14 protein-coding genes are annotated in these 18,943 nt (G+C 60.6%); 4 read left to right on the top strand and 10 right to left on the bottom strand.

The features are described from left to right. The first annotated feature begins 121 nt into the window (after positions 1–121). Positions 122–2,032 carry an RNA helicase RhlE2 gene (rhlE2, locus tag CX511_RS24100; RefSeq protein WP_101293780.1) on the top strand — a complete coding sequence of 637 codons (1,911 nt, stop codon included), beginning with the start codon at positions 122–124 and terminating at the stop codon, positions 2,030–2,032. Positions 2,033–2,096: 64 nt separating this feature from the next. Here rhlE2 and CX511_RS24105 read toward each other — a convergent pair whose 3' ends face one another. The 3 genes from CX511_RS24105 to CX511_RS24115 all read right to left on the bottom strand — a co-directional run bounded on the left by CX511_RS24105 (position 2,097) and on the right by CX511_RS24115 (position 5,316). Then, on the bottom strand, positions 2,097–2,675 hold the full coding sequence (locus CX511_RS24105; protein ID WP_045181981.1) for a YceI family protein: 579 nt from the start codon (positions 2,673–2,675) through the stop codon (positions 2,097–2,099). Between the two features lie 32 nt (positions 2,676–2,707). Further along, complete coding sequence (locus tag CX511_RS24110; RefSeq protein ID WP_101293779.1) at positions 2,708–3,259, bottom strand: cytochrome b; 552 nt, start codon at positions 3,257–3,259, stop codon at positions 2,708–2,710. Positions 3,260–3,489: 230 nt separating this feature from the next. Next, complete coding sequence (locus tag CX511_RS24115; RefSeq protein ID WP_101293778.1) at positions 3,490–5,316, bottom strand: flavin monoamine oxidase family protein; 1,827 nt, start codon at positions 5,314–5,316, stop codon at positions 3,490–3,492. Between the two features lie 192 nt (positions 5,317–5,508). Here CX511_RS24115 and CX511_RS24120 point away from each other — a divergent pair, with 192 nt between their 5' ends. Together CX511_RS24120 and CX511_RS24125 are read left to right on the top strand one after the other, a co-directional pair. Further along, positions 5,509–6,915, top strand: a complete 1,407-nt coding sequence (locus tag CX511_RS24120) for an adenosylmethionine--8-amino-7-oxononanoate transaminase (RefSeq protein ID WP_045181974.1) — start codon at positions 5,509–5,511, stop codon at positions 6,913–6,915. A 193-nt stretch (positions 6,916–7,108) separates the two neighbouring features. Beyond that, positions 7,109–7,828 carry a 16S rRNA (uracil(1498)-N(3))-methyltransferase gene (locus CX511_RS24125; RefSeq protein WP_101293777.1) on the top strand — a complete coding sequence of 240 codons (720 nt, stop codon included), beginning with the start codon at positions 7,109–7,111 and terminating at the stop codon, positions 7,826–7,828. Here CX511_RS24125 and trhA read toward each other — a convergent pair. The 7 genes from trhA to pilG are packed head-to-tail and all read right to left on the bottom strand — an operon-like array spanning position 7,825 to position 17,729. Next, positions 7,825–8,442, bottom strand: coding sequence for a PAQR family membrane homeostasis protein TrhA (trhA, locus tag CX511_RS24130; protein ID WP_045181967.1), 618 nt, complete (start codon positions 8,440–8,442; stop codon positions 7,825–7,827). The two genes, CX511_RS24125 and trhA, sit on opposite strands and share 4 nt — an antisense overlap. A 55-nt stretch (positions 8,443–8,497) precedes the next feature. After that, positions 8,498–8,965 carry a chemotaxis protein CheW gene (locus CX511_RS24135; RefSeq protein ID WP_101293776.1) on the bottom strand — a complete coding sequence of 156 codons (468 nt, stop codon included), beginning with the start codon at positions 8,963–8,965 and terminating at the stop codon, positions 8,498–8,500. Then, on the bottom strand, positions 8,958–14,261 hold the full coding sequence (locus CX511_RS24140) for an Hpt domain-containing protein (RefSeq protein ID WP_101293775.1): 5,304 nt from the start codon (positions 14,259–14,261) through the stop codon (positions 8,958–8,960). The genes CX511_RS24135 and CX511_RS24140 overlap by 8 nt, the downstream gene beginning before the upstream one ends. Before the next feature lie 34 nt (positions 14,262–14,295). Then, on the bottom strand, positions 14,296–16,341 hold the full coding sequence (locus CX511_RS24145; RefSeq protein ID WP_045181961.1) for a methyl-accepting chemotaxis protein: 2,046 nt from the start codon (positions 16,339–16,341) through the stop codon (positions 14,296–14,298). A gap of 15 nt (positions 16,342–16,356) precedes the next feature. Continuing rightward, positions 16,357–16,911, bottom strand: coding sequence for a chemotaxis protein CheW (locus CX511_RS24150; protein WP_101293774.1), 555 nt, complete (start codon positions 16,909–16,911; stop codon positions 16,357–16,359). Beyond that, entirely contained in the window at positions 16,908–17,273 is a 366-nt protein-coding gene (gene pilH / locus CX511_RS24155) for a twitching motility response regulator PilH (protein WP_045181957.1), read from the bottom strand. The genes CX511_RS24150 and pilH overlap by 4 nt, the downstream gene beginning before the upstream one ends. Before the next feature lie 45 nt (positions 17,274–17,318). Then, a complete protein-coding gene (gene pilG, locus CX511_RS24160; protein WP_045181955.1) occupies positions 17,319–17,729 on the bottom strand; it encodes a twitching motility response regulator PilG in 411 nt (136 codons plus the stop codon). Positions 17,730–17,956: 227 nt separating this feature from the next. Between pilG and gshB the strand changes: the two genes are divergently transcribed. Continuing rightward, the gene (gshB, locus tag CX511_RS24165; protein ID WP_045181953.1) at positions 17,957–18,910 is read left to right on the top strand and encodes a glutathione synthase; all 954 of its coding nucleotides are present in this window, start codon (positions 17,957–17,959) and stop codon (positions 18,908–18,910) included. Positions 18,911–18,943 lie beyond the last annotated feature (33 nt).

An 18,943-nucleotide genomic window follows, 5' to 3' on the forward strand; every position in this document is an offset into this window, starting at 1 on the left:
CCCTACTCCGGATGCGCATTGAAGACCCTGCTGGACCGGACGCGATAGCATCACCCGATGCCCGTCGCGCCAGGCAAGATTATCCCATCGGGCTTAGCCCTTATTAAGAACAGGATTGCTCATGTCCTTTGCTTCCCTCGGTCTCTCCGAGGCTCTAGTCAGCGCCATCGAGGCAGCAGGCTATACCCAGCCCACTCCGGTGCAACAGCGGGCCATTCCCGCCGTGTTGCAAGGTCGCGACCTGATGGTCGCCGCCCAGACAGGTACTGGTAAAACCGGCGGTTTCGCCCTGCCGATCCTCGAACGCCTGTTTCCAGGTGGTCACCCAGACAAATCCCAGCGCCATGGCCCTCGCCAGCCGCGGGTTCTGGTACTGACCCCAACACGTGAACTGGCCGCCCAGGTTCACGACAGCTTCAAGGTCTATGCCCGCGACCTCAAATTCGTCAGCGCCTGCATCTTCGGTGGCGTCGGCATGAACCCTCAGGTTCAGGCCATGGCCCGTGGTGTTGATGTGCTGGTAGCCTGTCCGGGTCGCCTGCTCGACCTCGCCGGCCAAGGCAGCGTCGACCTGTCCCACGTCGAAACGCTGGTATTGGACGAAGCCGACCGCATGCTCGACATGGGCTTCATCCACGATGTGAAGAAGGTTCTCGCGCGGCTGCCAGCCAAACGTCAGAACCTGCTGTTCTCGGCAACCTTCTCCAAGGACATCACCGACCTTGCCGACAAGCTGCTGCACAACCCCGAGCGCATCGAGGTTACGCCACCCAACACCACAGTTGAGCGTATCGAGCAGCGGGTCTATCGCCTGCCGGCCAGCCACAAGCGCGCCCTGCTCGCTCACCTGATTACCACCGGTGCCTGGGAACAGGTTCTGGTCTTCACCCGCACCAAACATGGCGCCAACCGCCTGGCCGAGTACCTGGAAAAGCACGGTCTGACCGCTGCGGCCATCCATGGCAACAAGAGCCAGAATGCCCGTACCAAGGCCCTGGCCGATTTCAAGGCCGGCACCGTGCGTATCATGGTTGCTACCGATATTGCGGCTCGCGGCCTGGACATTGACCAGTTGCCTCACGTGGTCAACTTCGAGCTGCCTAACGTCGAAGAAGATTACGTGCACCGTATCGGCCGTACCGGTCGTGCCGGTCGCTCGGGTGAAGCGATTTCGCTGGTTGCTCCAGACGAAGAGAAGCTGCTCAAGAGCATCGAGCGCGTTACCCGCCAGAAGATTCCAGATGGCGACCTGATGGGTTTTGATGCTTCCAAGGTTGAAGCCGAGAAACCTGAAGTCCGCGAACGTCCTCAGAACAACCCGCGCGGCGGCCGTGGTCAGCGTGCCGATGGCACCAACACCGGCAACGGTGGACGCAAGGACAAAGGCAAAGATCAGGGCAAGGAAAAAGGTCGCGACAAGGACAAGGAAAAAACCGCAGAGAAATCTGCCGGTGGTCGTCAGGAACGCAAGCCACGTGACAATAAAAAGCCACGTCAGCCCCAGTCCGCCCAAGCAGGCGTACCACCTGCGCCAGCCAACCGTGATCCGGAAGAGTTCCTGGATGACGAAGTGGACAACTTCGGCAACCGCGCCGACTACGTCAGCCCTTACCAGAACAAAGGCAACCAGGGCCGCAATCGTCGTCCGGGCGCTCCTGCCCAGACCGGTGCCGGCGCTGGCGCTAGTGGCCAACCACGTAGCGGCGGCCAAGGCCGCAACAACGGTCCACGCACCGGTAGCGGCACTGGCGGTTCGGCCTCAGGTGAAAAACGCGGTGGTTCACGCAATGGTGGCGGTGGCCAGCAGCGCCGTGACGGCGGTGGTGGTGGTGGTGGTGGTCGCAATCGTCGTCCGAACAGCGACAACGCATCGGGCGAACCGGCTGTACGCAATCCGCGTGAAGGCCAGCCGCAACCGAAGATCATGCACAAAGAGTCGAAGATCGACCGCTTCCCAACTGCCGAGCAGCTTGAGCAATTGCCAAGCCGTCCGCGTGGCGAGAAGCCTGCACTGCTGACGCGTAACCGCTGATCAGCAATCGCACAAACAAAAACGCCGCCCCTAGGGGCGGCGTTTTTGTTTGCGTACAACGATGTTACTTCTGCTTGACGCCTTCAACCGAGATATCCAGGTCCAAGGTCTGGGACGCAGGACCTGGGCCCTTAATGCCGAAGTCGTTCAGGTTGAGGGTGGTGGTGGCGTTGAAGCCAGCACGCTCACCGCCCCATGGATCCTTGCCTTCGCCATTGAAGGTAGCCTTAAAGGTGACCGGCTTGGTCACGCCGTGCATGGTCAGATCGCCAGTCACGTCAGCAGTCTTCTCGCCGGTCGACTTGACGTTGGTGGAGACAAACTTGGCCTCTGGGTACTTAGCTACATCGAGGAAGTCTTTGCTGGCGATGTGCTTGTCACGCTCAGCGTGGTTGGACCACAGGCTGGCGGTTTTCAGGTCAACCGCGATCTTGCTGGCTTCAGGCTTGGCCGCGTCCCAAGTGAAGGAACCATCGAAATCCTTGAAGGTACCGTGAATGAAGCTGTAACCCAGGTGGCTGATCTTCCAGTCAACGAAGGCATGCTGGCCTTCCTTGTCGATCTTGTAGTCTGCAGCCATGGCTTGGCCGGCCGAAAGCAGTGCGGTACCGAGCGCCAGAGCGGCAAAAGTCTTTTTCAACATGCGTCTATATCCTTTGGAGTTGAGGTTGAACATCAAGCTTTGCGGCCCAACATGCGTGTCAGGGTCGCGTCACGGTCGATAAAGTGGTGCTTCAGGGCTGCCACACCATGCAACCCGGCAAAAATCACCAGGCCCCAAGCCAGGTAGAAATGGATTTCACCGGCTACATCTGCTTGATCGGGCAAGTTGCTGACCAGCGCAGGTACTTCGAAAAGACCAAACACTGGGATACCCACGCCATCGGCAGTAGAGATCAGGTAACCGGCGATCATCACCGCGAACAGGCCGAAGTAAAGCAGACTGTGCCCCGCCTTGGAGGCCGCGCGAGTCAATTTGCCATGATTCGGCAATGCTGGAGGCGGCGGGCTGATGAAGCGCCAGACAACACGCAGCAACATGACAGCCAATAGCACCAGGCCGATGCTCTTGTGCAGGTCAGGCGCGTCTTTACGCCATGGGCTGTAATAGTCGAGCCCCATCATCCACAAGCCTAGACCGAACAAGCCAAAGACAGCCAGCGCAACCCCCCAGTGCAGGAAGATGCTGACAAAGCCATAACGAGACGTAGAATTGCGCAGTTGCATTGCCGTGTTTCCCTGTAAGAACTGTGCTCAAGACTAACGCGTTATCTATCGAATTAAAGCGGAAAATTTCGCTTTGAACGATCGAGAAAAACGATTGTTAGTGTTTAACAGCCTTATTAAGGAAACATTAACTACTGGGGAAGGAAGGATCTCACAGCCTGGACGCCCCACAGGCACTGCATGCATTGAGCACCTGTGGGGGCCGGCGTTACCGCGATACGCTAACTGTATTACTGAGCTTTGGCCTGGATGTTGACCACCGGCTTTTTCACTGGCTCAACCTTGGCGGCTGCCTTCTTGACCGGTGCAGTTTTGGCCGCTGCTTTCTTCGCCTGCTCGCTTTTGGCCACTGGCTTTTTCACTGGTGCCTGCTTGACCGACGCCTTGGCAGGTGCCGCTTTCACTGGCGCTTGCGTGGCCACCGGCGCTACTGCTGGCGCAGGGGCAACGGGCGCCGCCGCGGCGTCTGCAGCCTTGGCCGCAGGTTTCTCGACCGGCTTGTCGTCAGCGCCAAACATCCGCGAGAAGAAGCCTGGTTTGCTGTCTTCTTTCTTCGCAGGCTCAGCGGCCGTGGCCGATTTGTCAGAGGATCCACCGAACAGATTGGTGAAGAAGTTACCCTTGCTGGCCGCTACTGCCGTGGCGGCAGCAATGGGGGCCGCTTTGGCCGGGTCAAAGGATTTTCCAGCCGCCAGGTCCTGGACTTGGCTGGCTGCGCGCTGACCACTGCGCAAGGCACCTTCCAGGGTGCCTGGGTAGAGGGCATCAGTGTGCTCGCCAGCGAAGGCGACGCGCTGTACCGGACGCTCCCACAGACGCCAGAACTTGCTGATCTGACCCGGGCCATAGGCCAGGTAGGCACCGCCCATGTTAGTGTCGGTGCTGTAACGCCGGACTTCGTAACCGGTGAAGGCACCGCGTGCCTGTGGATAGAACGCATGCATGCGGATCAACACTTGGTCGACCATCTGCTTGTCGCCGAAGGCCTGCAGCAAACGTGCGTTGTCACCCGACAGATTGATTACAATGTTAGCCCCACCTTTAAGTGCCGGTTCGATCCACAGCATGCCCAGGCCGGTATTGCTGAAGATTTCCCCGGTCATACGCGCGCGGCTCTCCCACACCGGCGTCTTGAATTTGAGCAACAGCTGATCGCGCCAGCCGTAGTTGGTACCTTTGAGTGCCGCCAGATGCTTGCTGTCCAGGCCCGGGGTCATCTGGATCTTCGCCAGGGCACGCAGCGGTACGGCCAGAACAACGTAATCAGCCTGGTAGCCGACACTACCGACCTTGACGGTGACGCCATCCTTGTCTTGGATAATGGCGCTGACTGGTGAACTGGTCTTGATGGTTTTCAGCTGCTTGACGAACGCCTGGGCCAACACCGGGCTGCCACCGGGCAAGCGTGCAGCACGCAAGTCGCGGTCACTGACACCGCGGTAAACACGCGTCTGCTGGGCGAAATAGAGCAGCGACAGACGTGACGGCTCGTCATAACGCGTACGGATTTGCTGATTGATCAACTGACGAGCGGTGGTCGGCAGTTGCAGCTTGTCCAGCCAGCCGGACACGTTGAGCTGATCGAGCGCGAACAAGGTGCTGTTGGCCGCAGGGTTCTGCGGGTCGTCAATAGAGCGCGCCAGGTCGTCGAGAGTCTTTTCATAACGCTTGAGCGCCTCGGCGGTCGCAGGCTGCTTGGTCGTCAGGTCGCTCGAACTGTAATACTCGCCATCGATCAGGTAGCCCGGCGTACGGACGAACTCTGGCGCCGGCAGGGTTTCAATCTTGAACGTGTCGAGGTACCGGTTGAGGACCGGCTGAGCCTTGCTGTTGCCGATCCACTCGCTGGTGGCCAAGCCCGAACGCCCACCCATCCCGGATTTGGCCTCCAGCACGGTGACCTGCCAGCCTTTACCCTGCAGTTCATACGCTGCCGTCAGACCAGCCAGACCGCCACCAATGACGATTGCCGTCGGCGTTTTGTCTTTGGCCAGCGCGACGCCGCTGAACAGTCCTATCATTACGAGCGCACAGGCGCGCAGCCACCGAGCAGACATTTTGGCGAACTCCGGATTCAAGCAGACAGTTAGGGGGGGATCCCCCTGGAAAGAATAGCCGAAGGATACGCGAGGCCAAGCGCCATCACCAGTGACGCCAGCAAGCCGAATGCACGCCGTGGGTTGTCCTCAGCCGACGCATTGCATAGGCTTGCGCCGCATGTCCGCGCAGTCGTCGCCAGGAGAATAGAAATGGGCCTCAATCAACAGTGGATGCAACGTGACCTGAAGGTTCTGTGGCACCCCTGCACCCAGATGAAAGACCACGAACACCTGCCCCTGATCCCGATCAAGCGCGGCGAAGGTGTGTGGCTGGAAGACTTTGAAGGCAAGCGTTACCTCGATGCTGTCAGTTCCTGGTGGGTCAACGTCTTCGGCCACGCCAACCCGCGGATCAACCAGCGCATCAAAGACCAGGTCGACCAGCTTGAGCATGTGATCCTCGCCGGTTTCAGCCACCAACCGGTAATTGAGCTGTCCGAACGCCTGGTACAGCTCACGCCTGAAGGGCTCACCCGGTGCTTCTACGCCGATAATGGTTCTTCGTGCATCGAAGTAGCACTTAAAATGAGCTTCCACTACTGGCTCAACAAAGGCCTGCCAGAAAAGAAGCGCTTCGTAACCCTGAGCAACAGCTACCACGGCGAAACCATCGCGGCGATGTCTGTGGGTGATGTGCCGCTGTTCACCGAAACTTACAAGACACTGCTGCTCGACACCATCAAGGTGCCAAGCCCTGATTGCTACCTGCGTCCGGAAGGCGTGAGCTGGGAAGACCACTCACGCACAATGTTCCAGGCCATGGAGCAAACCCTGGCCGAACATCACGATAGCCTAGCGGCGGTGATCGTCGAACCGCTGATCCAGGGTGCCGGCGGCATGCGCATGTACCATCCGGTGTACCTCAAGCTGCTGCGCGAAGCATGCGACCGCTATGGTGTGCACCTGATTCACGATGAAATCGCCGTCGGCTTCGGCCGCACCGGAACGATGTTCGCCTGTGAGCAGGCCGGCATCCGCCCCGATTTCCTCTGCCTCTCCAAAGCCCTGACTGGTGGCTACCTACCATTGGCCGCGTGCCTGACCACCGACGAGGTGTACAACGCCTTCTACGACGACTACTCGACCCTGCGCGCCTTCCTCCACTCGCACAGCTACACCGGCAACCCGCTGGCCTGTGCGGCGGCGCTGGCGACCCTGGACATCTTCGAGCAGGACAACGTCATCGAGAACAACAAGGCACTTGCCCAGCGCATGGCCAGCGCCACCGCGCACCTGGTCGACCATCCGCATGTAGCGGAGGTACGCCAGACCGGCATGGCCCTGGCGATCGAAATGGTTCAGGACAAGGCCAGCAAGACGGCCTACCCGTGGCAAGAACGGCGCGGCCTCAAGGTCTTTGAGCATGCCCTGACCCGCGGTGCTCTGCTACGCCCGCTGGGTAGCGTGGTGTACTTCCTGCCACCGTATGTCATTACCCCGGAGCAGATCGACTTCCTCGCCGAAGTGGCCAGCGAAGGTATCGACATTGCTACCCGCAGTGGTGTCAGCGTGGCCGTCCCGGCCAATTTTCACCCCGACTTCCGCGATCCGGGCTAACCGAAACGTTCGAAGGCTGTACCGCCAGCTGTAGCCGCTGCCGCCAGGCTGCGATCAGTGGCGAAACAGTCGTCATTCGGTCACCCAGATGGGCCTGAATGGCGGCCGTTTCACGTCCGTTCGCAGCCTAGCGGCAGCGGCTACGATTCAAGAGTTCCTTAGCGACCCGCCAATACACTTCCAGAGTTTGCAGATGAGACTGTCCCGCTTCTTCATTGACGCCCCCCTGAGCCTCGGCGAGCACGACTTGCCTGAAGCCCAGGCCCACTACATCGGCCGCGTACTGCGTATGGCCGCTGGCGACGCCGTGCAACTGTTCGACGGCAGCGGCCAGGAATACCTTGGCCAGTTGCTGGAAGTCGGCAAGAAAACCGTACGTGTTCAGCTCAATGAAACCTTCGCCGGGCCCGCAGACTCAAGCCTCAAGGTTCACCTTGGTCAAGGCTTGTCCCGCGGCGAGCGGATGGACTGGGCGATCCAGAAAGCCACTGAATTGGGCGCCAACATCATCACCCCAATCGTCAGCGAACGCTGCGAGGTGCGACTCAAGGATGAGCGCGCCGACAAACGCCTGGCCCACTGGCGCCAAGTGGCAATCAGCGCCTGTGAGCAATGTAGCCGCTCCAGCGTGCCGCAGATTAACCCACCCGTGCTGTTGGCCGACTGGCTCAAAGCCTGCGATGAACAGCTCAAACTGGTCCTGCATCCGGTCGCCGAGCCGCTGGTCAGCCACCAGAAGCCGGACAGTCTGGCGTTCCTGATTGGCCCGGAAGGTGGTTTGAGCGAGGCCGAAGTCGAACAGGCCAAGGCCGCCGGTTTCCAGGCTGCGCGTCTCGGCCCGCGAGTACTGCGCACCGAAACCGCACCGGTAGTGGCATTAGCCGTTGCCCAGCAGCTGTGGGGCGACTTCTAGAGCACGTAGAAGAACACAGCAATGAAGTGCAGCAGACTGCCGGCGATGACAAACAGATGCCAGATGCCATGCCAATGGCGAAAACGGCTGTCATAGGCAAAGAAGATAATGCCGATGGTGTAGAACGCACCACCGGCAGCCAGCCAGGCAAACCCTGCGCCGCCAAGGGTGGCCAGCAGCGGTTTGACCGCAACCAGTACGATCCAGCCCATCACCGCATAGATAACGATCGACAGTATGCGCGCTTCGGTACGTGGCTTGATTTCCTGCAACATACCGATCACGGCCAGCCCCCACACCACGCCGAACAGGCTCCAGCCCCAAGGGCCACGCAGGCTGACCAGACAAAAGGGCGTATAGCTGCCAGCTATCAGCAGATAGATTGATAGGTGATCGAGTTTTCGCATCACCACTTTGGCCTTGCCGCGCACGCTGTGATAGATGGTCGAGATGCTGTAGAGCAAGAGCAAGGTAAAGCCATAGATCGCCAGGCTGACGATCTTCCAGGGATCGCCCTGCGAACTGGCTATCACCATCAACCAGATGACGCCGACACACGCCAGCACTGCGCCGACCAAATGCGTCCAGGCATTGAAACGTTCACCGTGATACATGCAATAGGGTCCTCCAAACAACGGACTGGGTTCCCATCCTACACAGGCAAATATTTCAAACCAGCCCTGCCGCCTCAAGCATCTGCTCAAGCGCCGGAAGATCGGGGACCCTGGCAACCTGATCGCCCACCTGCACTGCCGCCAGCTCCAGCGCCGCCAGTGGCACGTCCACGTAGTTGAGCTGACTGTCGAGCTTGCATGAGCGCGGAATGCCCTGCACCAGCACGGCGATGAAGCGCAATCGACTGCCACCCAAGGCATTGAGCACGACAATCCGTGCCCGATCACCCACCTCTACCTGGCCGCCACACGCCGCCTCGAAACTGAGCAAAGGCAGACGCTGATTGCGCCAGTCGATCCAGCCGAGCATCCACTGCGGCTGCTCAGGCGCCGGGGTGCCCGATTGGTAGCCGATCAACTCTGCCACCGCGACGTTGGGTAGGACCAGACAGCGGTCAGCCAATGCCAGTAACAACCCTGTGAGGCTACTACGGCGACCATTGCGTGCGGATTGTTCAAGCATGACGACTCCAAAGCGCAATACTCTGTAGCAACACCGACTCCTGATAGGGTTTGCCCAGGTAGTCGTTGACGCCAATGGACATGGCCCGGTCGCGGTGCTTCTGCCCGGTTCGCGAGGTGATCATGATGATTGGCAAGTCCTTCAAGACTGGATCGTGACGAATCTGCGTAGCCACCTCAAAGCCGTCCATACGCGGCATTTCGATATCCAACAGCAGGACGTCCGGACGGTGCTCCTGCAACAACGCCATAGCATCGACGCCATCCTTGGCGGTCAGCACGTTCATGCCGTGGCGTTCGAGCAGGCGCCCGGTAACCTTGCGCACCGTTACCGAATCATCGACCACCATCACCAGCAAAGGCCGCTTCGGTGCGCTGTCAATCTGTGTATGGTGACCACGGGCAACGCTGCCAGTCTGAAGCGCGTGGTGCTGCTGCAAGCCGCGCAATTGCCCTGGCAAGTCCAGGATCAGCACCACCCGGCCGTCGCCCAGCAATGTCGCCCCGGACAATCCCTGAACGCTGGCAAACTGCGGGCCCAGGCTCTTGACCACAATCTCGCGACTGGCCGCCAGGCTGTCGACCTGGATCGCGTACTGCTGCTCGTGAGAATGTACCAGGAGCACCGGCAACGGCAGGCTCTGGCCCAGTAGCCGTGGCTGAGTCGCGCCTTGTAGCAACTCACCGAGGTAACGCAGCTCGTAACGATGCCCAGCATACTCATAGCGCGGCGGATCAAGCTGATAACAGGCTTCCAGCTCGGCCGGCGGTACCCGCACAATGCCCTCGATGGTATTGAGCGGCACGGCATATTGTTCTTCGCCGTAGTGCACCATCAATGCGCGGTTGACCGAAACGGTGAACGGCAGGCGAATCAGAAAGCGCGCGCCTTTGCCAGGATTGGACTCAATCACCATCGAGCCACCCAACTGCTTGACCTCTTCATGGACCACGTCCATGCCCAGGCCACGCCCAGAGATCTGGGTGATTTTCTCTGCCGTGGAGAACCCCGGCTGCAGGATGAACTGCATGACTTCATGGTCGCTGAGCACGGCGTCGGGGTCGAGCAAGCCGCGCTTAATCGCCTTGCGTCGCACCGCCTCCAGCGGTACACCGGCGCCGTCATCAATCATTTCAATCACAATGTCGGCGCCCTCATGCAGCAGGCTCAGGGAAATCAGTCCCTGCTCCGGCTTGCCCGCGGCCAGACGCCCCTCACGGGTCTCCAGGCCATGGTCGACGGCGTTGCGCAGCATGTGCTCCAGCGGCGCCACCATGCGCTCCAGCACGCTGCGATCCATTTCGCCTTCGGCATTGCCGACCACCAGCTCGACCTGCTTGCCCAGTTCGCTGGCCACCTGCCGGACCACCCGCTGCAAACGTGGCACCAGACGCTCGAATGGCACCATGCGCGTACTCATCAGGCCTTCCTGAAGCTCGCTGTTGACCCGCCCCTGCTGCTGCAACAGGCTTTGCGCATCCTGCGCGCGCAGGGTCAGGGTTTCTTTGAGATCGAGCAGGTCGGACGCCGACTCGAACAAGGCCCGCGACAACTGTTGCAGCTGTGAATGGCGGTCCATTTCCAGCGGATCGAAGTCATCGTAGACCCGCCCATCGCCCTCCCCCTGACGACTGAGGATCCGCCCCTGGGTTTCGCTGTCCAGCCGGCGCAACTGATCGCGCATGCGCTCCAGCGTGGTTTCCATTTCACTCAGCGCCACTTGGGCATCATTGACCTGCTGCTCGATGCGCCCGCGAATGATCGAATGCTCACCGGCCAGGTTGCCCAAGTCATCCAGCAGGTCTGAGGCCACCTTGACCATGTCCACCGGCCCACGCTCCGGCGCCGCTGCCGACACCTCCAGTGGGGCGATTTCCGGCTGTGCCTGGTGGGCAGCGGTATCAGCAAGTGCCGCACTGCTGAAGTTGCGAATGTAGTCGATCAATGCTGTCGCGGCGTGCAACGGCTGTTGCAAGCGCACCGCATCGAGCATGTGGGCCAAACGGTCATGACAGTTCTGCAACAGGCTGAACAGTGCTGCACTCGGCTGCAGTTGGCCGGCCGCCAACAGCTCATAAAGAAATTCCAGCTCATGGGCGAGGTCGCCAATCGGGGCGATTTCGACCATCCGCGCACCGCCCTTGAGGGTATGCAAGTCGCGCAGCAGGTTGTCGATCTCGACACCGTTGCGCGGCTCGGCCTGCCAGCGCAGCAAGGCAGCCCCGGAACTTTCTACGATGTCAAAGCTCTCTTCGAGGAAAATCTCCAGCAGTTCCTTGTCGCCGGCATCCTCCACTGGTTCTGCTGGCTTCTCAACTGCCACTGCAGGTGGCGCGCTATGGCGAAACTCACGCAATGCGGCCAGTAGTTCCACTGCAGGTGCGGGCAATTGGCCTGCCTGCAATTGCTCGAGTATTTCTGCCAAACCTGCATGGCTTCGCTTGAGCAAGGTGAGCAGTTCAGCCGACGGGGCAAAGCGTCGTTCGGCCAATCCTTCGTACATCAGTTCGAGCTCTTGCGCGAGCACTTCCACCACGCCGATGGCGGCCATCTGCGCCCCGCCCTTGAGGGTCTGCAGGTCGCGTTGCAGCGACGACAGTGCCGAGACATAGTCCGGATCACTCAACCAGCGTTCCAGGACCTGGTTCGCGCCTTGCAACACATCACCGGCTTCTTCGAGAAATAGCTCAACCACCGCCGAATCTGTCGCCAACGCTGCCGTTGCTGCGCTCAGATCGGCAATGTGCGCTTGACCATGTTGATGACTGATCAGGCCTGTGGCATTCGGTGCCAAGGCTTCGTCGAGCAACTCGCGCAAGGCCAGCAGACGCTCCGGACGCGAATCCACCTCTTGCCCGGCGGCGATCTGGTCGAGCATGTCGATCAACGCCTCGTGAGCCAGTTGGGCCTGCTCGAAAAAGCACGCACTGACCGCCAGGCTGCTTTCCTCGACCGCGCCGTACAGGTCCAGCAACGCCTCGCACAGGTCATCCACCTGCCACAAGTCGGCCAGATGGGCGCTCTGCCCCAGCGTCGTCAGCTCATCGAGCAGTGCGGTGAGCTCCTGACGCTCTCCAGGGTGTTCCTGCCAGCGCAACAACAGCGACTCGGCATCGAGCAAAATATCCATACCCTGGGCCAGAAAACTGGCGATCAGTTGCGGATCACGCTTGATCCGTCCGCCTTGGCTCGGCGCCTGCAACAACGCCTGCAAGCGCGCGTCGACGACTTGGTGAATTCCCTCAATCAGCGTCGCTGCACCGTTAATCGGCGCCAGCGGTGCCTTGGATAATTGTTCCAGGCCACGGCGCAACAGGGGTTCGGCGCTTTCCAGCAGGTAGATTTCCTCAAGATCGAAGGCCAATTGATGGGCCTTGAACTCCCGCGCCAGCAAGTCGAGCGCACCCGCCAGCTCGGCGATCGGGGCGACCCCGGCCATGGCGGCGCTGCCTTTGAGGGTGTGAAAGGCGCGCTGCAAATTGTTACTGACCGGTTGCGGCAAATATTGATCGGCCGCGGCCAGGAAGCTGTCGAGACTGGCCAGATGCCCTTGGGCCTCGTTGCGAAAAATTTCCAGCAGTTGCGGATCGATGGCCTCGTTGACCTGCGCCTCCTGGGGGGCGTCGTTCATGGCCAGCGCGTGCAGTCGCAATGCCAGTTGTTCGACATCCTTGCTTGCCTGCGCCTGGCCCTGCGCAAAAGCCTGCAGCAGCCCGGGAATCAGGTCTAATGCCTGCTGCAGACTGGCCAAGGGTACAGCGCCAATTTCCACGCGGCCCTCCAGCACGCGGTTGAGCAAGTGCTCTGCGGCCCAGGCCAGCTCTGCCAGACCTTGCGCCCAGACCATCCGCCCACTGCCTTTGAGAGTGTGCAGGCCTCTACGCAACTCCACCAGGGCCTCACGGTCGGCGGGATTGGCCTGCCAACGCGCCCATTGTTCGTTCAACTGTGGGAGCAACTCATCGGCTTCTTCGAGGAACACCTCGCGCAGCTCGTCATCAACCACCGGCGTATCGATTACCGGGACTTTAAGCTCTAGCACTTCAGGCTCTGGTTCCGGCACAAAGCCCAGTGCAATCAGACTGGCCTGCGCGGCATCGAGAAACTGCCTGGGGTTGGCCTGTGGATCGGCCACCAGCCATTGCAGATAGCACTCGCACGCACTCAGCGCATCGGCAAGGTGCGCCAGGGCTGTGGCATCGGGTGGCGCAGCACCGAGCATGTGCGCCTGGACATAATCACCACTGCGGCCAAACAAAGCGGCGGCACGGGGCAGCATGAGCATTGCCAGAGCACCGCGAATCTGTTGTAACAAGCCCGGCAGCACCAGCAGGCGCTGCGGTTGCCAGCCTGCCTCAAGACAATCGCCGATCTGGTCTTTGACCTGCTGCAACACCCCGTGTGCTTCTTCGAGTACCAAATGGCGGATTTCAGCCAGGTCGGTGCCGGGCAGCGAACTCTGGTTGGGGCTTTGCTGCAGGGGGCCGACCATTCCTGCCAGGGTCGCTTCGACGTACAACAGCGCTCCGGCAACATCCATCAACACCGCATCGTCAGGCACCCGCTGACCTTGAGCCAGACTCTGCAACACCAGCACCTGGTCGATGATCACCCGACGCGGCTGGCCGAAGCTGAGCACGGCCAACGTGTCAGCGATCTGCCGCAGCGGCGATAGCAGCGGCTGCAGGTCATCCAGACGTTGACGGTCGCCGCGTACAAACTGGTCCAGGCGCTCCTTGACCCGCATCAGGTCTTCACATAGCGCGGCCACCACCGAACGCAAAGCATCGCGGTCGGAGCCGGCCTGCAAACGTTCGCGCAACGAGCCCAGGGATAAATCGAAATTGGCCAGTTCCTCGGCTGCCGCCGGCGCCGCGCCCGACAGGCTGCCCTGGCCCAACGCTTCGACACCGCGCTCGGCGCGCAGCTGGTTGAGCACCGGCAGCACCACCAATGGCAAGTCGCGCCGGGCACTACGCAGCCGATCGAGGTACAGCGGCAACTGTTCAAGCCCGCGAAACAAGGCGCCCAAGGCTTCGCCGCGCTGGCTGACACGCTTTTCTTTGAGGGCCAGGCCCAACTGCTCCAGTTCTTCGGCCAGCAACGCTGCGCCATTGAGTTCGAGCATCAGCAGACAACCACGTACCTGGTGCAGGTTGTCGATGAATCCCACCAGGTCATCTTCATCACCAGGTTCTGCGCAAAAGTGCTCCAGCGCCAGACGCGCCTGCCCCAGGCAGTCAGCAATGGCGCCCTTGACCCAGGCCAGAGCTACCGTGTCGTGCCGCTCAGCCATATCTGCTCCTGTTGCCATGGTCACCTGCGCGCGCTCAACGTGGCGGCGTCGGCGGCAGCGTAAAGCCTGACACCGAGCGGCGCATCTCGCTGGCCATGCGTGCCAGGTCGCCAATGCTTTCGGCGGTTGCGCTTGACCCGGCCGAAGTCTGCGCCGTGATCTGCTGGATCACTGCCATGGTATGTGAGATCTGTCCGGCCGATGATGTCTGCAGCTGGGCGGCATCCGAGATGCTATGGATCAGCTCGGCGAGGGTTTGCGACACGCCTTCGATTTCTTCCAGGGCGACGCCGGCATCCTGGGCCAGGCGCGCACCGCGCACCACTTCAGCCGTGGTCTGCTCCATGGAAATCACCGCCTCATTGGTGTCGGTCTGAATGGTACGCACCAGCGCCTCGATCTGTCGGGTCGCCGACGATGAGCGTTCCGCCAGGCGCTGCACCTCATCGGCGACCACCGCAAAACCACGCCCTGCTTCTCCGGCCAGCGATGCCTGGATCGCCGCGTTGAGGGCAAGGATGTTGGTCTGGTCGGCAATGTCATCGATCAGGCTGACGATATCGCCAATCTCCTGAGAGGACTCACCCAGGCGTTTGATACGCTTGGCGGTGTCTTGAATTTGCTCACGGATGTTGTCCATGCCGTGGATAGTGTTGTGCACGACCTCGTTGCCCTTGTTGGCAATCGCCACCGAACGCTCGGCAACCTTCGCCGACTCATAAGCATGGGTGGACACCCGGTCGATGGATTCGGCCATGTCGCCGACAGCCAGCGACGCCTCGGTGATCTGCTCAGCCTGATGTTCCGAGGCCTTGGCTAACTGGTGCGCAGTGTTCTGGGTGTCCTGCACGGCGCTGGCCACTTCCTCGGCGCTGAGGTTAATGGTAGCCACCAGATCGCGCAGTTGGTCGATGGAGTAATTGATCGAGTCTGCAATCGCGCCGGTAAAGTCCTCGGTAACCGACACCATCACGGTCAAGTCGCCATCGGCCAAGTCTTCGATTTCATCGAGCAAGCGCATGATCGCTTGCTGGTTGCGTTCATTCATCTGCGCAGTTTCGCGTAGTTGCCGATGGGTCTCGCGGACCATCACCAAGCCAATCAGAATGATCGACGCCAAGGCCAATAGGCCCAGGACATAGCCACCGACAGTGTCCAGCGTGCGACCACTGGCCAGATTCTCAAAGCCGTTGGCCAGACGCGAAGCCTCATCGAGCAAGGTCTGCGACTGGTTGAAGATGTTCCCGGCGGCTTCGCGCACGCGGAACAACTCCGGCGATGTCTCGAGAATTTCATCCACTGAACCGGCAACGAACTGGAACAATTCGGCAATATCCGCCAAACGAGCCCGGGCATCCGGATCTTGAACGCGGCTGATCTGCAGGGTTGGGTTCCCCCCCAGCATCCCTTCGAGCACCTGGCCGAAGCGGCTGGCGTCGCGACCGAAAGCGTCTGCCGCTTGTACCGCCGTGTCATCCCCGGCCAGCACGGTATTGACCGAACCGAGGATACGTTCCGCTAACAATGACTGACGCTGGGCAACCGCTACCTGATTGGCCGGTGCGCCACTCTGCAACAAAATCTCGACGACCTTGTCGTACTCAACCTGCAGTTGCGGCACCGTCTCGGCCAGGGTCGCAGCGACCTGATGCAACGACAGTACGGTCTGTTCACTGGCCAGAATGGTGTCGGTGTTCTTGCGCAGGCCTTCCCAGTCGCGCAGTACTGCCTCCATCTCATTGCGCACTGCCGGTGGGGCAGCCGGCAAGCCGGTGATCGCGTCGCCCTTTTTCAGGTAGCCCCAACGTTGCTCGAAATCATTGCGTGCCTCGCCGAGCAAGCGGAATGCGCGCGCCTTGCCCGCTGCCGCTTCGGTGGCGTTCTTGGCAATGCGCTGGGACAGCACCCGCAGCTCGCCCGCATGGCCGATGTACTGCTTGTCGTAATTGGCCTGGGTGTTGAGATAGGCGAAATTGGCGAACAGCAGAATGATCGACAGGATCAACACGACGAACAGCGCCGCGATCCGGGTGCTGCTGCGCGAGCCTTGGGGCGAAGTTACCGTATTGGTCTTGGTCACGAATCTGGCATTCCTTTACAACGCCACGTCGAGAAAACCCGGAGCCTGAGCTAAGGCCAACGGGCTGAAAATGGCCCAGCAGCGTTGCTGCTGGAAGTGCCCCTGGACAAAGGGTGCTGCACCACTGAGCAACGGTGTTGGCGGTGACAGCTCGAGGCTGTGCAAGGGGAAATGCTGCAAGCCCAACACCTCATCAACCAACAGTCCGACAAACAGCTCCTCATGATCGAGCACCAGCACCCGACGCTGCTTGCGCGGTGCCGAAAGGCCCAGGCCGAAGAATCCGCACAAGTCCATCACCGGCAACAGGCGCCCACGCAAGTTGGCCACACCGCTGACCCAGGGTTTTACCCCGGGGATCCGGCTCAGGCGCGGCTCGTGCAGAACTTCGGCAACCTCGCCCATAGGGGCGACGAACCACTGTTCGCCGATACGAAAGCCAATGCCGCTCCAACTCTGCAGGCGGGTTTCCTGCAGTGGTAAGTCGGCTGCCAGCAGTCGACAGCGCCGGTCGATATCCAGCAGCAGTTCAAAAGCCGTCAGCGACTCGCCCATAGGTTGCGTGGTCAACCTTTAAGAACGCCGTTGAGCACCTTGATCAGGGTGTCTTCATCCACCGGTTTGGTCAGGTAGTCACTGGCGCCTTGACGCTTGCCCCAGACCTTGTCGGTTTCCTGATCCTTGGTGGTGACGATAATCACCGGAATAGCGGCCGTTACAGGGTCCTTGTTGAGCTGGCGAGTCGCCTGGAAGCCATTGACCCCGGGCATGACGATATCCATCAGCACAGCGTCGGGCTTCGCGTGACGCGCCAGGGCCACGCCATCGGCGCCGTTTTCAGCCTTGAGCACCTCATGCCCGTGTTTCTCGAGCATTCCAGTCAATTTGTACATTTCGGTCGGCGAATCGTCGACGATCAGAACTCGGGCCATGCTGTTCCCCATCAAAAGAATGGACGCCGCGACCATGGCGCGGCGTCAGGGTGCGTGTTGTTCTTCTGCGGCGAACCCGGGCACATGCGCCCTGATTGCGTCCAGCAGTTCTTCCTTGCTGAATGGCTTGGTTAAAAATTGATCGGAGCCGACTACACGGCCCCTGGCCTTGTCGAACAAGCCATCACGGGACGACAGGAGGATCACTGGGGTGTCCTTGAAGGCACTGTTGTGCTTGATCAGGGCGCAGGTCTGGTAACCATCCAGACGCGGCATCAGCACATCGACAAAAATAATCTGTGGATGCTGGTCGACGATCTTGGCCAGGGCATCAAAGCCGTCAGTGGCAGTGATAACTTCACACCCCACCTCACTGAGCAACAATTGGGCGGTTCGACGAATCGTTTTCGAGTCATCGATCACCATCACCTTCAGTGCCGCGCCGGGCTGTTCCATAATTGCTCTACCATCGCTGCTCAGGCGTCGCCTGGAAGGGCCGTGCAGGCCACGTGCCAGGCCTTTTTAGCACACTCTGGGGGTGCATTCCATCGGCCCGCGCCACGGCCCGGCACGCCACCGCCGCAGATGCGTTTTTCCCTTGACCGCCAGCGCTGCGGGCGCCACCCTGACGCCACTTTTTATTTGAGCCAACGCGGCACATCGCCGCCTAGAGGATATAGCCCATGAGCGTTCGCCTCGGGATTGTCATGGACCCCATTGCGCGCATTTCCTATAAGAAGGATAGCTCGCTGGCCATGCTGCTTGCCGCCCAGGAGCGCGGCTGGTCGCTGTTCTACATGGAGCAGCAGGACCTCTACCAAGGCCAGGGCCAAGCCCGCGCGCGGATGCGCCCGTTGAAGGTCTTCGCCGACCCGGAGCACTGGTTCGAGCTGGAAGCCGAAGAAGACAACGCCCTGAGCGATCTGGACGTGATCCTGATGCGCAAGGATCCGCCATTCGACATGGAGTTTGTCTACAGCACCTACCTGCTCGAACAAGCCGAAGCCGCTGGTGTGCTGGTGGTCAACCGCCCACAGAGCCTGCGCGACTGCAACGAAAAGCTGTTCGCCACGCTGTTCCCGCAGTGCACCCCGCCGACCCTGGTCAGCCGCCGCCCGGACATCATTCGCGAGTTTGTCGCCGAGCATGGCGACGTGATCCTCAAGCCACTGGACGGCATGGGCGGCACCTCGATCTTTCGCCACCGGGTGGGCGACCCGAACCTCTCGGTGATTCTCGAAACCCTGACCGCACTTGGCGCCCAGCAGATCATGGCGCAAGCCTACCTGCCCGCCATCAAGGATGGCGACAAGCGTATTTTGATGATCGATGGCGAGCCAGTGCCTTACTGCCTGGCGCGCATTCCGGCCAGCGGTGAAACCCGTGGCAACCTGGCCGCTGGCGGCCGTGGCGAAGCCCGCCCACTGACTGACCGCGATCGCTGGATTGCCGAACAGGTCGGCCCGACCCTGCGCGAAAAAGGCCTGCTGTTTGTTGGCCTGGACGTGATCGGTGAGCACCTGACCGAAATCAACGTCACCAGCCCGACCTGCATCCGTGAAATCGACAACGCCTTTGGCACCCGCATTGGCGTGCAATTGATGGATGCCATTGATCGCCAGCTCAAGGCGCGCTGACAGCCGACGCGGAGCAATCAGGCAGAGTGGGGT

Source organism: Pseudomonas sp. S06B 330, assembly GCF_002845275.2.
Taxonomy (GTDB): domain Bacteria; phylum Pseudomonadota; class Gammaproteobacteria; order Pseudomonadales; family Pseudomonadaceae; genus Aquipseudomonas.

Bases quoted from the DNA above. Each gene is read 5' to 3' on its own strand.
- rhlE2 (WP_101293780.1), top strand. From the start codon at position 122: ATGTCCTTTGCTTCCCTCGGTCTCTCCGAGGCTCTAGTCAGCGCCATC.
- CX511_RS24105 (WP_045181981.1), bottom strand. From the start codon at position 2,675: ATGTTGAAAAAGACTTTTGCCGCTCTGGCGCTCGGTACCGCACTGCTT.
- CX511_RS24110 (WP_101293779.1), bottom strand. From the start codon at position 3,259: ATGCAACTGCGCAATTCTACGTCTCGTTATGGCTTTGTCAGCATCTTC.
- CX511_RS24115 (WP_101293778.1), bottom strand. From the start codon at position 5,316: ATGTCTGCTCGGTGGCTGCGCGCCTGTGCGCTCGTAATGATAGGACTG.
- CX511_RS24120 (WP_045181974.1), top strand. From the start codon at position 5,509: ATGGGCCTCAATCAACAGTGGATGCAACGTGACCTGAAGGTTCTGTGG.
- CX511_RS24125 (WP_101293777.1), top strand. From the start codon at position 7,109: ATGAGACTGTCCCGCTTCTTCATTGACGCCCCCCTGAGCCTCGGCGAG.
- trhA (WP_045181967.1), bottom strand. From the start codon at position 8,442: ATGTATCACGGTGAACGTTTCAATGCCTGGACGCATTTGGTCGGCGCA.
- CX511_RS24135 (WP_101293776.1), bottom strand. From the start codon at position 8,965: ATGCTTGAACAATCCGCACGCAATGGTCGCCGTAGTAGCCTCACAGGG.
- CX511_RS24140 (WP_101293775.1), bottom strand. From the start codon at position 14,261: ATGGCTGAGCGGCACGACACGGTAGCTCTGGCCTGGGTCAAGGGCGCC.
- pilH (WP_045181957.1), bottom strand. From the start codon at position 17,273: ATGGCCCGAGTTCTGATCGTCGACGATTCGCCGACCGAAATGTACAAA.
- pilG (WP_045181955.1), bottom strand. From the start codon at position 17,729: ATGGAACAGCCCGGCGCGGCACTGAAGGTGATGGTGATCGATGACTCG.
- gshB (WP_045181953.1), top strand. From the start codon at position 17,957: ATGAGCGTTCGCCTCGGGATTGTCATGGACCCCATTGCGCGCATTTCC.